The organism is Streptomyces sp. HUAS MG91, from assembly GCF_040529335.1.
Lineage (GTDB): Bacteria > Actinomycetota > Actinomycetes > Streptomycetales > Streptomycetaceae > Streptomyces > Streptomyces tabacisoli.
This window is the reverse complement of sequence record NZ_CP159534.1, coordinates 6,462,577-6,478,070: the sequence shown is the minus strand read 5'-3', so window position 1 is coordinate 6,478,070 and position 15,494 is coordinate 6,462,577. Positions and strand designations below refer to the sequence as shown.

General features: G+C 71.6%; 17 protein-coding genes and 2 pseudogenes. 7 read left to right on the top strand and 12 right to left on the bottom strand.

Annotated elements, in window-relative coordinates; genetic code table 11:
- Window positions 1-62 precede the first annotated feature (62 nt).
- Together ABII15_RS29425 and ABII15_RS29420 are read left to right on the top strand one after the other, a co-directional pair.
- A complete protein-coding gene (locus ABII15_RS29425; RefSeq protein ID WP_353945277.1) occupies window positions 63-986 on the top strand; it encodes an LLM class F420-dependent oxidoreductase in 924 nt (307 codons plus the stop codon).
- Window positions 987-1,289: 303 nt separating this feature from the next.
- A complete protein-coding gene (locus ABII15_RS29420) occupies window positions 1,290-1,478 on the top strand; it encodes a hypothetical protein (protein ID WP_353945276.1) in 189 nt (62 codons plus the stop codon).
- A gap of 91 nt (window positions 1,479-1,569) precedes the next feature.
- On the opposite strand, the gene ABII15_RS29415 is transcribed toward ABII15_RS29420, so the two are convergent.
- From ABII15_RS29415 to ABII15_RS29385, 7 genes are all read right to left on the bottom strand, one after another.
- A complete protein-coding gene (locus tag ABII15_RS29415) occupies window positions 1,570-2,058 on the bottom strand; it encodes a DUF6099 family protein (protein WP_353945275.1) in 489 nt (162 codons plus the stop codon).
- A gap of 118 nt (window positions 2,059-2,176) precedes the next feature.
- The gene (locus ABII15_RS29410) at window positions 2,177-2,608 is read right to left on the bottom strand and encodes a nucleotide pyrophosphohydrolase (RefSeq protein ID WP_353945274.1); all 432 of its coding nucleotides are present in this window, start codon (window positions 2,606-2,608) and stop codon (window positions 2,177-2,179) included.
- Window positions 2,605-3,777, bottom strand: coding sequence for an ATP-binding protein (locus ABII15_RS29405; RefSeq protein ID WP_353945273.1), 1,173 nt, complete (start codon window positions 3,775-3,777; stop codon window positions 2,605-2,607). The genes ABII15_RS29410 and ABII15_RS29405 overlap by 4 nt, the downstream gene beginning before the upstream one ends.
- A gap of 101 nt (window positions 3,778-3,878) precedes the next feature.
- Window positions 3,879-4,265, bottom strand: a complete 387-nt coding sequence (locus tag ABII15_RS29400) for a cell division protein SepF (protein WP_353945272.1) — start codon at window positions 4,263-4,265, stop codon at window positions 3,879-3,881.
- A 103-nt stretch (window positions 4,266-4,368) separates the two neighbouring features.
- Window positions 4,369-5,715 carry an FtsX-like permease family protein gene (locus ABII15_RS29395; RefSeq protein WP_353945271.1) on the bottom strand — a complete coding sequence of 449 codons (1,347 nt, stop codon included), beginning with the start codon at window positions 5,713-5,715 and terminating at the stop codon, window positions 4,369-4,371.
- 3 nt (window positions 5,716-5,718) lie between these two features.
- Window positions 5,719-6,534: an ABC transporter ATP-binding protein gene (locus ABII15_RS29390; protein WP_353945270.1), complete on the bottom strand. Its 816-nt coding sequence runs from the start codon at window positions 6,532-6,534 to the stop codon at window positions 5,719-5,721.
- 152 nt (window positions 6,535-6,686) lie between these two features.
- Window positions 6,687-7,502, bottom strand: coding sequence for an ATP-binding cassette domain-containing protein (locus ABII15_RS29385; RefSeq protein ID WP_353945269.1), 816 nt, complete (start codon window positions 7,500-7,502; stop codon window positions 6,687-6,689).
- Window positions 7,503-7,677: 175 nt separating this feature from the next.
- Between ABII15_RS29385 and ABII15_RS29380 the strand changes: the two are divergent.
- The 3 genes and pseudogenes from ABII15_RS29380 to ABII15_RS29370 form a co-directional block, all read left to right on the top strand.
- Window positions 7,678-7,878, top strand: a pseudogene (locus ABII15_RS29380) (hypothetical protein); the annotation flags it as partial.
- Window positions 7,878-8,063: pseudogene (locus tag ABII15_RS29375) on the top strand (LuxR C-terminal-related transcriptional regulator); the annotation flags it as partial. The pseudogenes ABII15_RS29380 and ABII15_RS29375, both read left to right, overlap by 1 nt.
- 244 nt (window positions 8,064-8,307) lie before the next feature.
- Window positions 8,308-8,946, top strand: a complete 639-nt coding sequence (locus tag ABII15_RS29370; protein ID WP_353945268.1) for an HAD-IA family hydrolase — start codon at window positions 8,308-8,310, stop codon at window positions 8,944-8,946.
- Window positions 8,947-8,970: 24 nt separating this feature from the next.
- On the opposite strand, the gene ABII15_RS29365 is transcribed toward ABII15_RS29370, so the two are convergent.
- The 5 genes from ABII15_RS29365 to kdpF form a co-directional block, all read right to left on the bottom strand.
- Window positions 8,971-9,663, bottom strand: coding sequence for a response regulator transcription factor (locus ABII15_RS29365; protein ID WP_353945267.1), 693 nt, complete (start codon window positions 9,661-9,663; stop codon window positions 8,971-8,973).
- A 72-nt stretch (window positions 9,664-9,735) separates the two neighbouring features.
- Window positions 9,736-10,380, bottom strand: a complete 645-nt coding sequence (locus tag ABII15_RS29360; protein WP_353945266.1) for a potassium-transporting ATPase subunit C — start codon at window positions 10,378-10,380, stop codon at window positions 9,736-9,738.
- A 5-nt stretch (window positions 10,381-10,385) separates the two neighbouring features.
- Window positions 10,386-12,545: a potassium-transporting ATPase subunit KdpB gene (kdpB, locus tag ABII15_RS29355; protein WP_353945265.1), complete on the bottom strand. Its 2,160-nt coding sequence runs from the start codon at window positions 12,543-12,545 to the stop codon at window positions 10,386-10,388.
- Complete coding sequence (gene kdpA, locus ABII15_RS29350) at window positions 12,542-14,206, bottom strand: potassium-transporting ATPase subunit KdpA (protein ID WP_353945264.1); 1,665 nt, start codon at window positions 14,204-14,206, stop codon at window positions 12,542-12,544. The genes kdpB and kdpA overlap by 4 nt, the downstream gene beginning before the upstream one ends.
- An 8-nt stretch (window positions 14,207-14,214) precedes the next feature.
- Window positions 14,215-14,304 carry a K(+)-transporting ATPase subunit F gene (kdpF, locus tag ABII15_RS29345; RefSeq protein WP_018533641.1) on the bottom strand — a complete coding sequence of 30 codons (90 nt, stop codon included), beginning with the start codon at window positions 14,302-14,304 and terminating at the stop codon, window positions 14,215-14,217.
- A gap of 366 nt (window positions 14,305-14,670) precedes the next feature.
- Between kdpF and ABII15_RS29340 the strand changes: the two genes are divergently transcribed.
- Together ABII15_RS29340 and ABII15_RS29335 are read left to right on the top strand one after the other, a co-directional pair.
- Window positions 14,671-14,856 (top strand): DUF5999 family protein, encoded by a 186-nt coding sequence (locus ABII15_RS29340; RefSeq protein WP_353945263.1) that lies wholly within the window; start codon window positions 14,671-14,673, stop codon window positions 14,854-14,856.
- A 94-nt stretch (window positions 14,857-14,950) separates the two neighbouring features.
- Window positions 14,951-15,463 carry a hypothetical protein gene (locus tag ABII15_RS29335; RefSeq protein ID WP_353945262.1) on the top strand — a complete coding sequence of 171 codons (513 nt, stop codon included), beginning with the start codon at window positions 14,951-14,953 and terminating at the stop codon, window positions 15,461-15,463.
- Window positions 15,464-15,494: the final 31 nt, after the last annotated feature.

The window sequence follows — 15,494 nt, the reverse complement described above, 5'->3', positions numbered from 1 at the left end:
CGTCCGCCACGGCGACCAGCGAGTTTTCTCCCGCGCGGCCCGGCCCCGGGCATCATGGCTGTATGGATCTTCGAGTTTTCACCGAACCGCAGCAGGGTGCCACCTACGAGACGCTGCTCCGCGTCGCGCAGACGGCCGAGGAGCTGGACTATGACGCCTTCTTCCGGTCCGACCACTATCTCCACATGGGCTCCGCCGACGGTCTGCCCGGTCCCACGGACGCCTGGACGACGCTGGCAGGTCTGGCCCGCGAGACGCGGCGGATCCGCCTCGGCACCCTGATGACCGCCGGGACCTTCCGGCTGCCCGGTGTGCTCGCCATCCAGGTCGCGCAGGTCGACCAGATGTCGGGCGGCCGGGTCGAGCTGGGGCTCGGCTCCGGCTGGTACGCCGAGGAGCACGCCGCGTACGGCATTCCGTTCCCGAAGGAGAAGTTCGGGCGCCTGGAGGAGCAGCTCGCCATCGTGACGGGGCTGTGGGAGACGCCGGTCGGCCAGCGCTTCAACTTCGAGGGCACCCACTACCAGCTGAAGGACTCCCCCGCGCTGCCGAAGCCCGCGCAGGCGCGGGTGCCGGTCCTCGTCGGCGGCCACGGCGCCAAGAAGACGCCGGCGCTGGCGGCCCGCTTCGCCACCGAGTTCAACATCCCCTTCGCTTCCGTCGCCGACAGCGAGGCGCAGTTCAAGCGGGTCCGGGCCGCCGCTGTCGAATACGGGCGGACGGCGGACTCCCTCGTCTACTCCAACGCCCTCGTCATCTGCGTGGGCCGCGACGACGCCGAGGTGAAGCGGCGCGCGGACGCGATCGGGCGCGACGTCGACGAGCTGAAGGCGAACGGTCTCGCCGGCTCGCCCGCGGAGGTCCTGGAGCGGATCGCCGCGTACCAGGCCGTCGGCTCGCAGCGGATGTATCTGCAGTTGCTCGACCTGGACGACCTCGACCATCTGGAGCTGATCGCCTCCGAGGTGGCCCCGCACCTGTCCTGATCCCTCACCACCCGTCCTCACCACCTGATTCCTCACTCTCTGATCGCGCATCTCCTGGTCCGGTCACCGGGGCCGGGCGTCAACTCCGCTGTCGTCCGGTCCCGCCCGACGGCCCCTGTCGGGTGAAATTGCGTCAACCGGCGGTGCGGGGCACTCCCGCCGCAGTGACCCGGCCCGCCCGATGATCGTTGGCTCGGGCGGAGCCGGACCGCCCGGCCCCCGCGCCGGCGGTCGCTGCCGCGCGCGTCACTTGCGTCAGCTGCCTTCCCCTCCGCGGGGAGGGCGAGGGCCGAGGAGGCCGTCATGTCCCAGGAAGCCGTGCCCGAGCAGGCCGCGCACGATACGAACGTGCCGGAGCAGCAGGGGGCACCCAAGGGTCTGCTGCAGCAGATGGAGGAGCTGATGGCAGCCCTCAACGCCGATCTGTCGCAGCTCGACGCCGACCTCCAACAGCCCCCGGGCACCGCGCGTCCGGCCGCCGACGAGCTCTGAGGCAGCCGCCCGCCGAGGCATCGCCGCGCTCCCTCAGCAGCCCGCGGGGAGCGCCGTGCCGGGAGCGCCGCTGCGGCGGGTGCGCTCCCGGTCAGGCCGCCGAGTCGGAGCCGGGCTCAGGCCCGGGGTCCGTCAGCCCGTTCCGCTCCGGCAGTCGACGGAGTATCTCCAGGACGCGGTCCCGGGACTCGTCCGCCGCGTCGATGGCCTCCATGCACTGCCAGTAGGCCCCCTCCTCGAAGGACTCGCTCGCCACCGCGACGAGTGCGATGCCCACGTCGCCGAGCAGCGCGCCGAGATCCATCAACGCCCCGCGCACATCGCCCAGTTCGGTCAACTGCGCCGCCCGTATCCCGCCGGCGCCCACCACCGGGACCGCCGAGCCGCCGCTGCCCCGCGCTCCCGCCTCGCACAGGCCCAGCGCCTCTCCTCTCATCTCCGGTGGCCCCAGCATGGCGAGCCGGCTGCCGATCGCCTGTGCCAGAGCCTGTGCCTGCCACGCCTCCCTCATGATGTCCGGCGCGTCCTGGCTCTCCGCCAAGGCCCGTCGGCCGACCCTGATGAGCCGCACCGCTTCCATCCGCGCCTCCACCTGTCACGCCCGAACTCCCTTGTCCACTACCCAGAGTGAGGGGTCGTGAGGCGAAAAGCCAGGGGAGGCCCGAAATCTGTGGAGAAGTAATCCGCTGTGGATATTTCTATGACTCCGGAGAGTGACGGATTCCCTTTTTCGGCCTCCCCGGCGCCCCCGGCTCTCCTTGATCCCCGGGGACCGGGAACCTGGACTCGTTGCGGTCGATCTTCGCCGCCAGCGCGGCGAGCACGTCGACGCCGAGCACTTCGCACAGTTGGAGCAGATACGCGAGGACGTCGGCGACCTCGTCGCGGACCCGGTGCGCCGACTCCGGGTCGTCCATCACCCGGGCCGACTGCTCGGGCGTCAGCCACTGGAAGATCTCGACGAGTTCGGACGCCTCGACGCTGAGCGCCGTGGCCAGGTTCTTCGGGGTGTGGAAGGGCTGCCAGTCGCGGGCGGCGGCGAAGCGGGCGAGGCGGTTCTGGAGGGCGGCGACATCGAGGTCGTCGCCGCCGGCCGGACGTGCGGCCCCGTGGTTCTGTGCGTCTGTCACGGCTCCAGGTCTACCACCGTCGCCCCGTGCGCCCGCGCCTCCCGTTGCGCGCTCGCGCCCTGGCCCATCGCGGCGACGAGCCGGATGTGGCCGCGGGCGCACATCCGGGCTGCGAGCGCGGTGAGTTCGGTGCTCTGGACCGGGTCGAGGCCGCGGTCGAAGCCGTCCGCCGCGACGGTCAGGGTCTGATACGCCTCCGGCACCTCGGCCGCCGCGTCCACTTCAAGGACCTGGGGGCCGGTGAGCAGGACGAGGGCGAGGGCCAGATAGCGCAACTCCCCGTCCGCGAGCCGCTCGACAGGAGTGCGCAGCCCGTCGCCGCGGTCGATGAAGGCGCGGACCGTGCCGTCCCGTCCGGCCGGCTCGGCGAACACGTCGAGGACAGGTCCGGCGAGGCCCGCCCGCGCCGCGGCGACCAGCAGCGCGTGCCGGTTGCCGCACTCGCTGCGGGTGCGGCGCAGCACGGCCGCCAGATTGTCGCAGCCCCCGAGCAGCCGGTCGGCGCGGGACGGGGCCGGGGCGCGCATCCGGGCGGGGTCGGGATCGCAGGCGAACGCCGAACGGAGCCCGACCACCACCTGTTCCGCCGCGGCGAGCACCTGGAGCTGCCCCTCGGTGCGCCCGGAGACGCGCAGCGGGAGCAGGGCCGTGCCGAGCAGGTCGTCGGGGAGCGGGCCCCGGGTCACCGGCACCGAACCGGCCGTGTGCCAGGCGGCCTGGACGTCGCGGCGGCCCGGGTCGCGCAGGGCGGTCTCCAGGTAGACGACGCCGGGGCCGGTCAGCCGCTCGCCGACGACGCGCAGTTCGGGCTCGGCCTGGACGGCGAGGTCGAGCCGGACGGGTCCGGCCGGGCCCTCGACGGTGCAGCCGATGCGGAAGCCGCGGCGGCGCTGCGCGTCGGGCCGCGCCCGCTCGGGGACGCACGCGCGCGGGTCGGGGAACACCTCCGCCAGGTGCGCGCCGCCGCCGAGCCGGGCGAGGGCGTCGAGGGCCCGCAGCACGCTGCTCTTGCCGCCGCCGCTGGGGCCGGTCAGCGCGGTGAACGGGCCGAGGGGAACGGTGGCGCCACGGTGGCGGGCGAAGGCCGAGAGCCGTAGCTCGGTCACGCGCGGGCGGCCGGGGGACGCGCCGGGAGGTAACGGGGGCGCTCCCCGCTGGAGCACGGTCATGAGGTGAACGTAGGCGGACCGGCACCGCAGAACCGTTCGTCCCCCGTGACCTTCCTACGATCGAGCGATTATGCCGAACGGGATTGCCCGTCGGCGTGGGCTCAGGACAGCGCGCCCGCGCCCGCCACGAGGCCCTGGACCTCGGTGCCGGGCGGGGCGAGCAGGAACACGTTGCGGTCGACGCGGTGCATGCCGCAGCCGAGGCCGAGCACGACGCCGCTGCTGAAGTCGAGGACCCGCTTGGCGACTTCGGACTCGGCGCCGCTCAGGTCGAGCAGGACCGGGATGCCGGACATGACCGTCTCGGCGACCTCGCGGGCGTCGCCGAAGACGTTCACCCGCAGCACGACGAAGCGGCGTCGCGGCTCGGTGTTCACATCCGGCATCGCCCGATGGTCGACCGCCGACGGCCACTCGTTGCGGCTGCGCAGCGGTACGACCTGGGCGAGCCCTTCCCATTGTTCGTCGGTGACGTCGTGGCTGTTCACTGCCCCCACCCCGTCCGGGCTCGCACTGTTGTCTGCACCGACCAATTCTTACGTCATGTCACCCGCTTGGCCCAACACCGACACGGGCCGGTGCCGCGTCGGCTCACGCGGCCAGGGCGACCGCGTCGACCGCCGGGACCCGCAGCGCCCGCCGCGCGGTGACCAGGCTGGTGACCATGGTGGCCGCCCCCGCAATGGCCACGACCGTGATCCAGATGCCGAGGCCCCGGTCCGGGAGGAGCCCGTCGGTGCGCACGGCGGTGAAGGGAAGGATTCCGGCGAGTGCCGCGAGTGTGCCGAAGAACACTCCGGTGACGGTCAGGACGGCGCCCTCCACCGCAACGGTTCCCAGGATCTGGGCCGGGGTCGCGCCGGCGAGCCGCTGCTGCCCGAACTCCCGCACCCGGGCGGCCGTGGCCGCGTACAGGGAGTTGATCAGCATGACGCAGGCGAAGACGACGATGATGCCGACCACGGTCAGGTTGAGCGTCTCGAGGTTCTTGTCCTCTATTGACTTGGTCAATCCCGATGCCTTGATCGTGTCGTTCTCGACGGCCTGCATGTACAGCGTCGCGGTGGCCATCGCCGTGAAGAGGATCAACGGAACGAGGACGCCGGACAGTTGGGAGGCGCGCCGGCGCATGTTCCGTACGGCCAGGTAGCCGCCTGCGCCGGTGAGTGCGGTCAGGAGCGGTTCGGCCCTGCCGAGGACGGTGCGCAGCAGGCTCGTCGAGACGAGCGCGAGGCCCACGGAGAGGAGGATCGCGCCGTAGGCGGGAGCGGCCATGAGGGCGGCGTCCGTGGCCTTCATCGCGAACGTGGAGCAGACGGACGCGCACCCGACGACGAGGGCGGCCCAGGACATGAACGTCCGTGTCCCGCGCCTGCCGTGCCGGATTCCCGCCGCTTGCCTGGTGACCCGGCGGACGGCCAGGAACGCGGCGCCCGCCGCGGCGACGAGCGTGACGACGACGCCCGACAGGAGGGCGATCGGCCCGAAGGAGTAGTCGACGGAGTCGGCGACCTGGCCGCTGTCCTTGAACACGCCGAGCAGGACGGCGCCGCCGAGCGCGGCCGGGCAGACTGCCAGGAGGGCTCCGGCGAGGGCGACCGCGACGGACTCGCCGACGACCATGCGCTTGATCTGGCCCGGGGTCGCGCCCGCGGTGCGCAACAGGTTGATCTCGTCCGTACGTTGACGGACGTTGACCGTCAACGTGGAGGCGACCGCGAAGAAGACGAGCAGGGTGCCGTAGCCGCCGACGACGCTCGCCGCGGTGGTGAGGGTGTCGGCGCTGGTGCTGTCGACGCCGCTGCCCGCCGCTGTGTCGTGCATCGCGTCGAACGTCATGATGATCGCCGCGCCGAGGAAGGCGGACCGGAGGGTCGCGAGGAAGCGGCCGGGGCGCTGCCGTACGGAGCGGGCCGCGAGGCCGAATGTCGTGAACATCGCTCAGACCCCCGTCGCCACGTCGTCACCGAGGTGGGCGAGGCGTTCGGCGACCGCGTCGGCCGTGGGCGCCCCGAGGTGTCCGGCGAGCCGGCCGTCCGCGAGGAACTGCACGGCGTCGGCGTACGCGGCCGCGACCGGGTCGTGGGTGACCATGACGACCGTCCTGCCGTGGATGCGCACCGCGTCCCTGAGCAGGCCCAGCACGTCGCGGGCGCTGCGGGTGTCGAGGGCGCCGGTCGGCTCGTCCGCGAAGATCACCGACGGTTCGGTGACGAGGGCGCGGGCGATCGCCACGCGCTGGCGCTGGCCGCCGGAGAGCTGGTCGGGGCGGTGGCCGAGCCGGTCGCCGAGGCCGACGGCGGTGAGGGTCCGTTCGACCCGGTCCCGGTCCACGCGGCGGCCCGCGAGCTTGAGCGGCAGGATCGTGTTCTGGGCGACGGTGAGCGTCGGCAGCAGGTTGTACTGCTGGAAGACGAACCCGATGCGGGTGCGGCGGAACCGGGTGAGCGCGGCCTCGCCGCGCGGCGGCTTCGCGGAGTCGGTCATCTCCTCGCCGTCGACCATGACCAGGCCGTGGTCGGGGCGGTCGAGCCCGGCGGCGCAGTGCAGCAGCGTGGACTTGCCGGACCCGGAGGGGCCCATCACGGCGGTGAAGGTGCCGGCGGGCAGGGAGAGGGTGATGTCGTCGAGGGCGCGGATCGCCGTTCCCTCACCGGCGCCGGTCCCCCCGTCCGCCCGGGTGCCGTAGGTCTTGGTGACCTTCACCAGGCGGAGCGCCTCCGCCCGGTGGGGTGTCTGTCCGTGTGGCTGTCGCATGGCCGCCGATCCCCTCGTCAGACGCTCGCGCGCCGTGTCGTCGATGTCTTCGACGGTATGGACGGCGGGCGCCGGGGGCACTGGGCGTACGGACCGGACCGGGGGTGGTGCTGTGTACACCCCGGGAGTGGTGGCGGCGCCCGGGGGCCTGTCTAGGCGAGGCCGCCCGAGCGGGCGAGCCAGCGGCCCGCGTGGCGGGTGACCTCGATGGGGCGGCCGAAGCAGGCGGTCATCCGGTCGGCGGTGAGCACGTCCTCGACGGCGCCGCGGGCGAGGACGCGGCCCTCCTTCAGGAGCAGCGCGTGGCTGATCGCGGGCGACAGTTCCTCGAGGTGGTGGGTGACGGTGACCGTCGCCAGCCCGGGCCGGTTGTCGGCGAGCCGGCGCATGGTGTCGATGAGGTCTTCGCGGGAGGGCAGGTCGAGCGCGTTGAACGGCTCGTCGAGCAGCAGCAGCGACGGGTTCGCCATCAGGGCGCGGGCGATGAGGATGCGGGCGCGCTGGCCGCCGGAGCAGACGCCGTACTCGCGGTCGGCGAGGTCCTTGATCTGGAGTTCGGCGAGCAGTTCGCGGGCGCGGTCGCGCACCTCGCTGTCGTACGTCTTCCAGAGCGGCTGCACCGTGCCGGAGTGGCCGGTCAGGACGACGGTGTGGCCGGTGAGGTCCCGGGGGACGCGCTGGGAGGTGGAGACGTGTCCGATGTGGGCGCGCAGCTCGCGCACGTCGACCCGGCCGAGCCGGTGGCCGAGGACCTCGACGGTGCCGGTGGTGGGGAAGGCGGTCGCGCCGATCAGGCGCAGGATGCTGGTCTTGCCGGCGCCGTTGGGGCCGAGCAGCGCCCAGTGCTCGCCGGAGCGGACGCTCCAGTCGATGCCGTCGAGGATGACCTGGCCGGTGGTGAGGCGGCGCATGCTCGCGCCGTCGAGGGTGGCGACGACGCGTGCGTCCGTTCCGTTGGTCCCGTTCATGGTGCCTCCCGCTTCCTCGCGTACGGACGCAGAGTAGCTGCACACGGCACATATCCGCCGGGCCGTCCGAGGTGTGGACCCGGCCGGTGGACGGGCGGGTCCACCGGTCGGTGGACGGCAGGTTCAACCGGCCGCCGCTGCCGGTGGCGCACCCCTCCCGAGCAGCATGGACGCCATGACCAACTACCCCGTACGCATGGCTCGTTGGAGCGCGGGACATCCGTGGCGCGCGATCGCCGGATGGTTCCTCTTCGTCGTCCTCTGCCTCGGCGCCGGTGTCGCCGCCGGGTCGCATCCCGCCACGTCCGCCGACTTCGGTGTCGGTGAGGCCGGCCGCGCGGAGGCGATCGCCCGAGAGGGCGGGCTCGCGCGGCGCTCACCTCGCGCGAGGTCGATGTGCTCAGGGCCGTGGCGGACGGGCTGTCCAACGCGGACATCGGGCGGCGGCTGGTGATCGGCGAGGCGACGGTGAAGACCCATCTGTTGCGGGTGTTCGCGAAGCTGGATGTGAGCGACCGGACGCGGGCCGTTGTGGTGGCGATGGAGCGGGGGCTGCTGTAGTCGCCGGGTGCAGGTGCGCAGGGGGGTGTCCGTAGAGGTTCGGTCGCGTGGCCGGGTGTGGGGGCGTGTCCGTAGAGGTTCGGTCGCGTGGCCGGGTGGGGGGCGTGGCCGTAGGGGTTCGGTCACGTCGCCGGGCGCATGAGCGTTGTGGCTGGTCGCGCGGTTCCCCGTGCCCAGAGGCGCGCTTCGCCCGCCGCTGGGGGCCGGGCGGAGCCGGGGTGGTTCGGCGTGCTATTCAGGGGGTGTGAAGATCCCGTTCGATGCCGACCGCTCCTTCGACGCCGTGCTCTGCGATGTCGACAACGTGATCCGGTTCTACGACAGCGGCCCCCTCGCCGCGCTGGAGCGCGCCGCCGGCCTGGCGGAGGGCAGTACCGCGCGGGTGGCGTTCGCGCCGGAGATGGATCTGCCGCTGATGCGCGGGGAGATCGGCCTCGGGCAGTGGGTGGAGTCCATCGTGGCCGGGTTCGCCGGGCGGGTGTCCGAGGAGCGGGCGCGGGAGCTGGGCCGGGCGCTCGCCGACTCGCCGTTCCGGGCGGACGCGGAGATCGTGGCGCTGCTGCGGCGGGTGCGGGCGGCGCGGGTGCCGCTGGTTCTGGTGACGAACGCGACGGTGCGGCTGGAGGACGACCTGGCCTCGATGGGCCTGAGCGATCTCGCCGACCACGTGGTCAGCAGTGCGCGGCTCGGCGTGGTCAAGCCGGACCGGAAGATCTACGAGATCGCCGCGTCCCTCGCGGGCGCCGCCTTCGACCGGTGTCTGTTCGTCGACGACACCGAGGAGAACGTCGAGGCCGCGGTCGCGCTCGGGATGACCGGTGTCGTCTACCGCGAACCGGCCGATCTGCGGGCCGTGCTGGGGCCGCTGCCCGCGCTCGGATGATCCCCTCCGGCGCGGGGCGCCGCGTCAGGCGCCCGGGTTCTCGAACCGGTAGCCCATGCCGGGCTCGGTGATCAGATGGCGCGGGCGGGCGGGGTCCGCTTCGAGTTTCCGCCGCAGCTGGGCCATGTAGACGCGGAGATAGTTGGTCTTGCTGCTCTGCGAGGCTCCCCAGATCTCGTTCAGGAGCTGCTTCTGGCTGATCAGGCGGCCCGGGTTGCGGACCAGGATCTCCAGCAGGTGCCACTCGGTCGGGGTCAGGCGCACGTCGCGTCCGTCGCGTGCGGCCTTCTTCGCCACCAGGTCGACGGTGAGGCCGCCGGCCCTGACGACGACCGGCTCCGGGACGCCGGGCGCCGACTCGGTGCGCCGGACCGCCGCCCGCAGCCGGGCGAGCAGTTCGTCCATGCTGAACGGCTTCGTCACGTAGTCGTCGGCGCCCGCGTCGAACGCGGCGAGCTTCTCCTCGGTCGCGCTGCGCGCCGACAGCACCATGACCGGCACCCGGGTCAGCCCGCGCAGCACCCTGATCACGTCGACGCCGTCCATGTCGGGCAGGCCCAGGTCGAGGACGACGACGTCCGGCTGCCGCGCGGCGGCCAGCCGGAGCGCGGTGGCCCCGTCCGGTGCCGCGTCGACGCCGAAGCCGTGTGCCCGCAGGGTGATGACGAGGGTCCGGACGAGCCGAGGGTCGTCCTCCACCACCAGTACCCGCGTCATCGCCGTACGCCTTCCCTGTGCCTGTTTGCCGCTTGTCCCTCTCGTGCGTGCTGTTCGTCGACGGCATCAGCTCTACTGCGTCAACTCCTTGAGCGCGATGTTGAGTTCCAGGACGTTGACGGTCGGCTCGCCCATGAAGCCGAGGATCCGGCCGTCCTTGTGCGCGTCGACGAGCTTCTGGACCCGGGTGACGGAGAGGTGGTTGCGTTCCGCGATCCGGTGCACCTGGAGGTCGGCGTACTCGGGAGAGATCGCCGGGTCCAGGCCCGAGCCGGACGAGGTGACGGCGTCGGCCGGGACGTCGGCGGCCTTCACCCGGTACGTGGCCGTGGAGTTGTCCTTCACGACGGCGGCCTTGGCGCTCTCGACCTGCTTGAGCAGTTCCTTGCTGTCACCGGAGAGGTTGGTGGCGCCGGAGAGGATCAGCTTGTACTGCGTGTTGACGCTGTTCTCGCCGAGGCCGTTGGACGGGCGCGGCTGGAACCACCGCAGGTCGGGCTTGCCGTCCTTGGTCAGGTAGGTCTGCCCGATGAGGGACGACCCGACCACCTTGCCCTTCGACGTGATCTCCGAGCCGTTCGCCTTGTCGTGGAAGGCGGCCTGAGCGACGCCGGTGACGGCGAGCGGGTAGAGCACGCCGCAGACGACGGTGAGCACGATGAGGGCGCGCAGGCCCGCCCACAGCAACCGGGCCGTGTTTCCTACGGAGTTGTTCATGCGGATCAGCCGATTCCGGGGATGAGGGAGATGAGCAGGTCGATGATCTTGATGCCGATGAAGGGGGCGATCAGTCCGCCGAGGCCGTAGATGCCGAGGTTGCGGCGGAGCAGCCGGTCGGCGCTCACCGGCCGGTACTGGACGCCCTTGAGGGCGAGCGGGACCAGCGCGACGATGATGAGCGCGTTGAAGATCACCGCGGACAGGATCGCGGAGTTCGGCGACGACAGGTGCATGACGTTGAGCGTCTTCAGGCCCGGGTAGATCGCCGCGAACAGCGCCGGGATGATCGCGAAGTACTTCGCGACGTCGTTGGCGATCGAGAAGGTGGTCAACGCCCCTCGGGTGATGAGGAGTTGCTTGCCGATCTCGACGATCTCGATGAGCTTGGTCGGGTTCGAGTCGAGGTCGACCATGTTGCCGGCCTCCTTCGCGGCCGACGTGCCCGTGTTCATCGCGACGCCGACGTCCGCCTGGGCGAGGGCCGGGGCGTCGTTGGTGCCGTCGCCGGTCATCGCGACGAGCTTGCCGCCGGCCTGCTCCCGCTTGATGAGGGCCATCTTGTCCTCGGGGGTGGCCTCCGCGAGGAAGTCGTCGACGCCCGCCTCGTCGGCGATCGCCTTGGCCGTCAGCGGGTTGTCGCCCGTGATCATGACGGTCTTGATGCCCATGCGGCGCAGTTCGTCGAACCGCTCGCGCATGCCGTCCTTGACGACGTCCTTGAGGTGGACGACCCCAAGGACGCGGGCCCCGTCGGCGTCCTCGACGGCGACGAGCAGCGGTGTCCCGCCGGCCTGCGCGATCCGGTCGGTCAGCTCGCGGGCGTCGGGGGCGACCGAGCCGCCCTGCTCCTCGACCCAGGCGATGACCGAGCCGGTCGCGCCCTTGCGGATCTTGCGGCCGTCGACGTCCACGCCCGACATGCGGGTCTGGGCGGTGAACTCGATCCAGGAGGCGCCGGTCAGCTCGCCCTGGTGGCGCTCGCGCAGCCCGTACTTCTCCTTGGCGAGGACGACGACCGAGCGGCCCTCGGGCGTCTCGTCGGACAGGGACGACAACTGCGCGGCGTCCGCGAGATCGCCGTCGGCCACTCCTCGTACGGGGACGAACTCGGCCGCCTGACGGTTGCCGAGGGTGATGGTGCCGGTCTTGTCGAGGAGCAGGGTCGACACGTCACCGGCGGCCTCGACGGCGCGGCCCGACATGGCGAGGACGTTGCGCTGCACCAGGCGGTCCATGCCGGCGATGCCGATCGCGGAGAGCAGGGCGCCGATGGTCGTCGGGATCAGGCAGACCAGCAGGGCCACCAGGACGATCATGGACAGGTGCTCGCTGCTGCCCGCGTTCGCGAACGACCAGTCGGCGATGGGCTGGAGCGTGGCGACGGCGAGGACGAAGACGATGGTCAGCGACGCGAGCAGGATGTTGAGCGCGATCTCGTTCGGCGTCTTCTGCCGGGCCGCGCCCTCGACCAGGTTGATCATGCGGTCGATGAACGTCTCGCCGGGCTTCGTGGTGATCTTGATGACGATGCGGTCGGAGAGCACCTTCGTGCCGCCGGTGACGGCCGAGCGGTCGCCGCCGGACTCGCGGATGACGGGGGCGGACTCGCCGGTGATCGCGGACTCGTCGACGGAGGCGACGCCCTCGACGACGTCACCGTCGCCGGGGATGATGTCGCCGGCCTCGCAGACGACGAGGTCGCCGATCCTCAGCTCCGTACCCGGGACCTGCTCCTCGGCGGTGCCGTTGAGCCTGCGGGCGACGGTGTCGGTCTTGGCCTTGCGCAGCGTGTCGGCCTGGGCCTTGCCGCGGCCCTCGGCGACGGCCTCCGCCAGGTTGGCGAAGATCACCGTCAGCCACAGCCAGGCGCTGATCGCCCAGCCGAACCAGTCCGTGGGGTCCGTGACGGCGAACGCCGTGGTCAGGACCGAGCCGATCAGCACCACGAACATCACGGGCGACTTGATCATCACGCGCGGGTGCAGCTTGCGGCAGGCGTCGGGGAGCGACCTGATCAGCTGCTTCGGGTCGAAGAGGCCCGCGCCGACCTTGCTCTCGCCCTCCTGCCGTGGCTTGTGGCCGGTCGGCAGGTCCGAGTGCGGCGCCCGGGTGGGAGTGGTTGCGGACATGTCGTCCTCAGTCTTCTCGGTTCGTACGGTCATGAGGAGAGCCCCTCGGCTATGGGGCCGAGCGCGAGCGTCGGGAAGTAGGTCAGACCGGTGATGATCAGCAGCGTGCCGACCAGCAGGCCGGTGAAGAGCGGCTTCTCGGTGCGCAGGGTGCCGGCCGTGGCCGGGACCGGCTTCTGCTCGGCCAGCGAACCGGCGAGCGCGAGCACGAACACCATCGGCAGGAACCGGCCGAGCAGCATCGCGAGCCCGATCGTGGTGTTGAACCACTGGGTGTCGGCGCTGAGGCCGGCGAACGCGGAGCCGTTGTTGTTGGCGCCGGACGTGTACGCGTACAGGATCTCGGAGAAGCCGTGCGCGCCGGAGTTCAGCATCGAGTTCGGCGGGGTCGGCAGGGCCATCGAGGCGGCCGTGAAGATCAGGACGAGGGCCGGCGTGATCAGGATGTAGCAGGCGGCGAACTTGATCTCGCGGCTGCCGATCTTCTTCCCCAGGTACTCGGGGGTGCGGCCGACCATCAGACCCGCGATGAACACCGCGATGACCGCCATGATCAGCATGCCGTAGAGGCCGGATCCGGTGCCGCCGGGCGCGATCTCGCCGAGCTGCATGCCGAGCATCGTCAGGCCGCCGCCGAAGCCGGTGAAGGACGAGTGGAAGGAGTCCACCGCACCGGTCGAGGTGAGCGTCGTGGAGACCGCGAAGATCGACGAGCCGCCGATCCCGAAGCGGTTCTCCTTGCCCTCCATGGCGCCGCCCGCGGCGTCGAAGGCCGGGCCGCCGTGGTGGAACTCGGTCCACATCATCAGCGCGATGAAGCCGATCCAGATCGTCGCCATCGTGGCGAGGATCGCGTAGCCCTGCTTCACCGAGCCGACCATCGTGCCGAACGTGCGGGTCAGCGCGAACGGGATGACGAGGATCAGGAAGACCTCGAAGAGGTTGGTGAAGCCGTTGGGGTTCTCGAAGGGGTGGGCCGAGTTGGCGTTGAAGTAACCGCCGCCGTTGGTGCCCAGCTCCTTGATGGCCTCCTGGGAGGCGACGGCGCCGCCGTTCCACTGCTGCGAGCCGCCCATGAACTGGCCGACCTCGTGGATGCCGGAGAAGTTCTGGAGGGCGCCGCAGGCGACCAGGACGAGCGCGCCGACGACGGCGATCGGGACGAGGATCCGGACGGTGCCGCGCACCAGGTCGGACCAGAAGTTGCCCAGCTCACCGGTGCGGGAGCGGGCGAACCCGCGGACCAGAGCCACCGCCACGGCGATGCCGACGGCCGCCGAGACGAAGTTCTGCACCGCGAGGCCGGCGGTCTGCACGACGTGGCCCATGGCCTGTTCGCCGTAGTACGACTGCCAGTTGGTGTTGGCGACGAAGGACGCGGCCGTGTTGAAGGCCTGGTCCGGGTCGATCGACGTGAAGCCGAGCGAGCCCGGCAGGCTGCCCTGGACGCGCTGGAGCAGGTACAGGAAGAGGACGCTCACGGCCGAGAAGGCGAGGACGCCGCGCAGGTACGCGGTCCAGCGCATCTCGGCGTTCGGGTTGGCGCCGATGCCCTTGTAGATCCACTTCTCCACCCGGAGGTGCTTCTCGGAGGAGTAGACCCGGGCCATGTAGTCGCCGAGGGGACGGTAGGCCAGTGCCAGCGCGGCGATCAGCGCGAGCACCTGGAGCACTCCGGCAAGTACGGGGCTCATGTCGGTACTCAGAACCTCTCCGGGTAGATGAGGGCGAGGACGAGATAGCCCAGCAGGGCGACGGCCACGACGAGGCCGACGATGTTCTCGGCGGTCACAGCTTGGTCACCCCCTTGGCGACGAGTGCCACCAGCGCGAAGACCGCGATCGTGGTGACGACGAAGGCCACGTCGGCCATCGTGAGCTCCCTGTTCGAAGGTGGTGAATGGTTCTGACAGTCAGAGGAAACCCCTGGTCGTGGCCGGATCCGAGCCCCGTTGACGGCTCCCTTACGCGGGCGCTCACGCCCTTGACGCGTCTCTTACGCCCCGCCCCGTGACCCGCGCGTCCCGGCGCTGTCCGTGCCCTGTTCGCGCTCTGTCCGGACTCTGTCCTGGAGCTGTCACACTCCGCGCCGGGCTCTGGCCGCCGGGCCCCGGCGCGCGCATCGTCGAAGCAGAGGACAGCCCACCTGGAGGTGCGCCATGTGTGACCACCGACCCGCGTGCACGAGCCCCGAGCACGTCGTCGCCGCCCACCCCGAGCAGGGCTGGAGCCTGCGGTGCGACGGCAGGATCGTCTTCGACGACACCGGCGAGCTGCTGCCCGACGGGAAGACCGTGGCGCCGCACCGGACGTATCCGCCGCGCTCGCTCGCCACCGCGGCCTGATCCTCGGCCGGAACCGTCAAGACGGCGTACGCGGCGGCGTGCGAAACCGTCAAGAACACGGACGCGTGCGCGCGGCCTCCTTACCGTCGGCCGCATGTCAGACACCACCACTGTCGCCCGCGACGCGTACGGGGCCCGGGAGGCGCGCAGCGCCGTCCTCTACGGGACCGTGCTGGTCGCGCTGCTCCTGGGGATCGACGCCCTGGCCGGCCAGCTCACGCTGTGGCGGGCCCTGTTGTGGTCCGCCCTCGGGGCCCTGCTCACCCTCGTCCTGCTGCCCGCACGAATCACCGCGACCGCCGACCGGCTGACCGCGCGCTGCCTGTGGCGTGCGCACACGGTCCGTACCGACCTGCTCGTCTCCGTGCGCTGCGTGGACGGTGTCGCCCACCGGCTGGTGCTCCGCGACGAGCTGGGCGGCCGGGTCGAGATCGACCCGCGCGTCCTCGTGGCCAGTCCCGCGCTGTGGCGGCTGCTCGACGACGCGGCGCGGGTGTCGGCCGAGCGCGGGCTGCTGCTCTGCGGCGGGACCGCGCTGCGCCGGCTCGCCCGACAGGTGGACGGGGAGCTGGCCAGGGCGGTGTTCCAGGTGTCGGGGATCCGCTGAACCCCCGTACGGCGTGCGGCTGTTGAGTCGC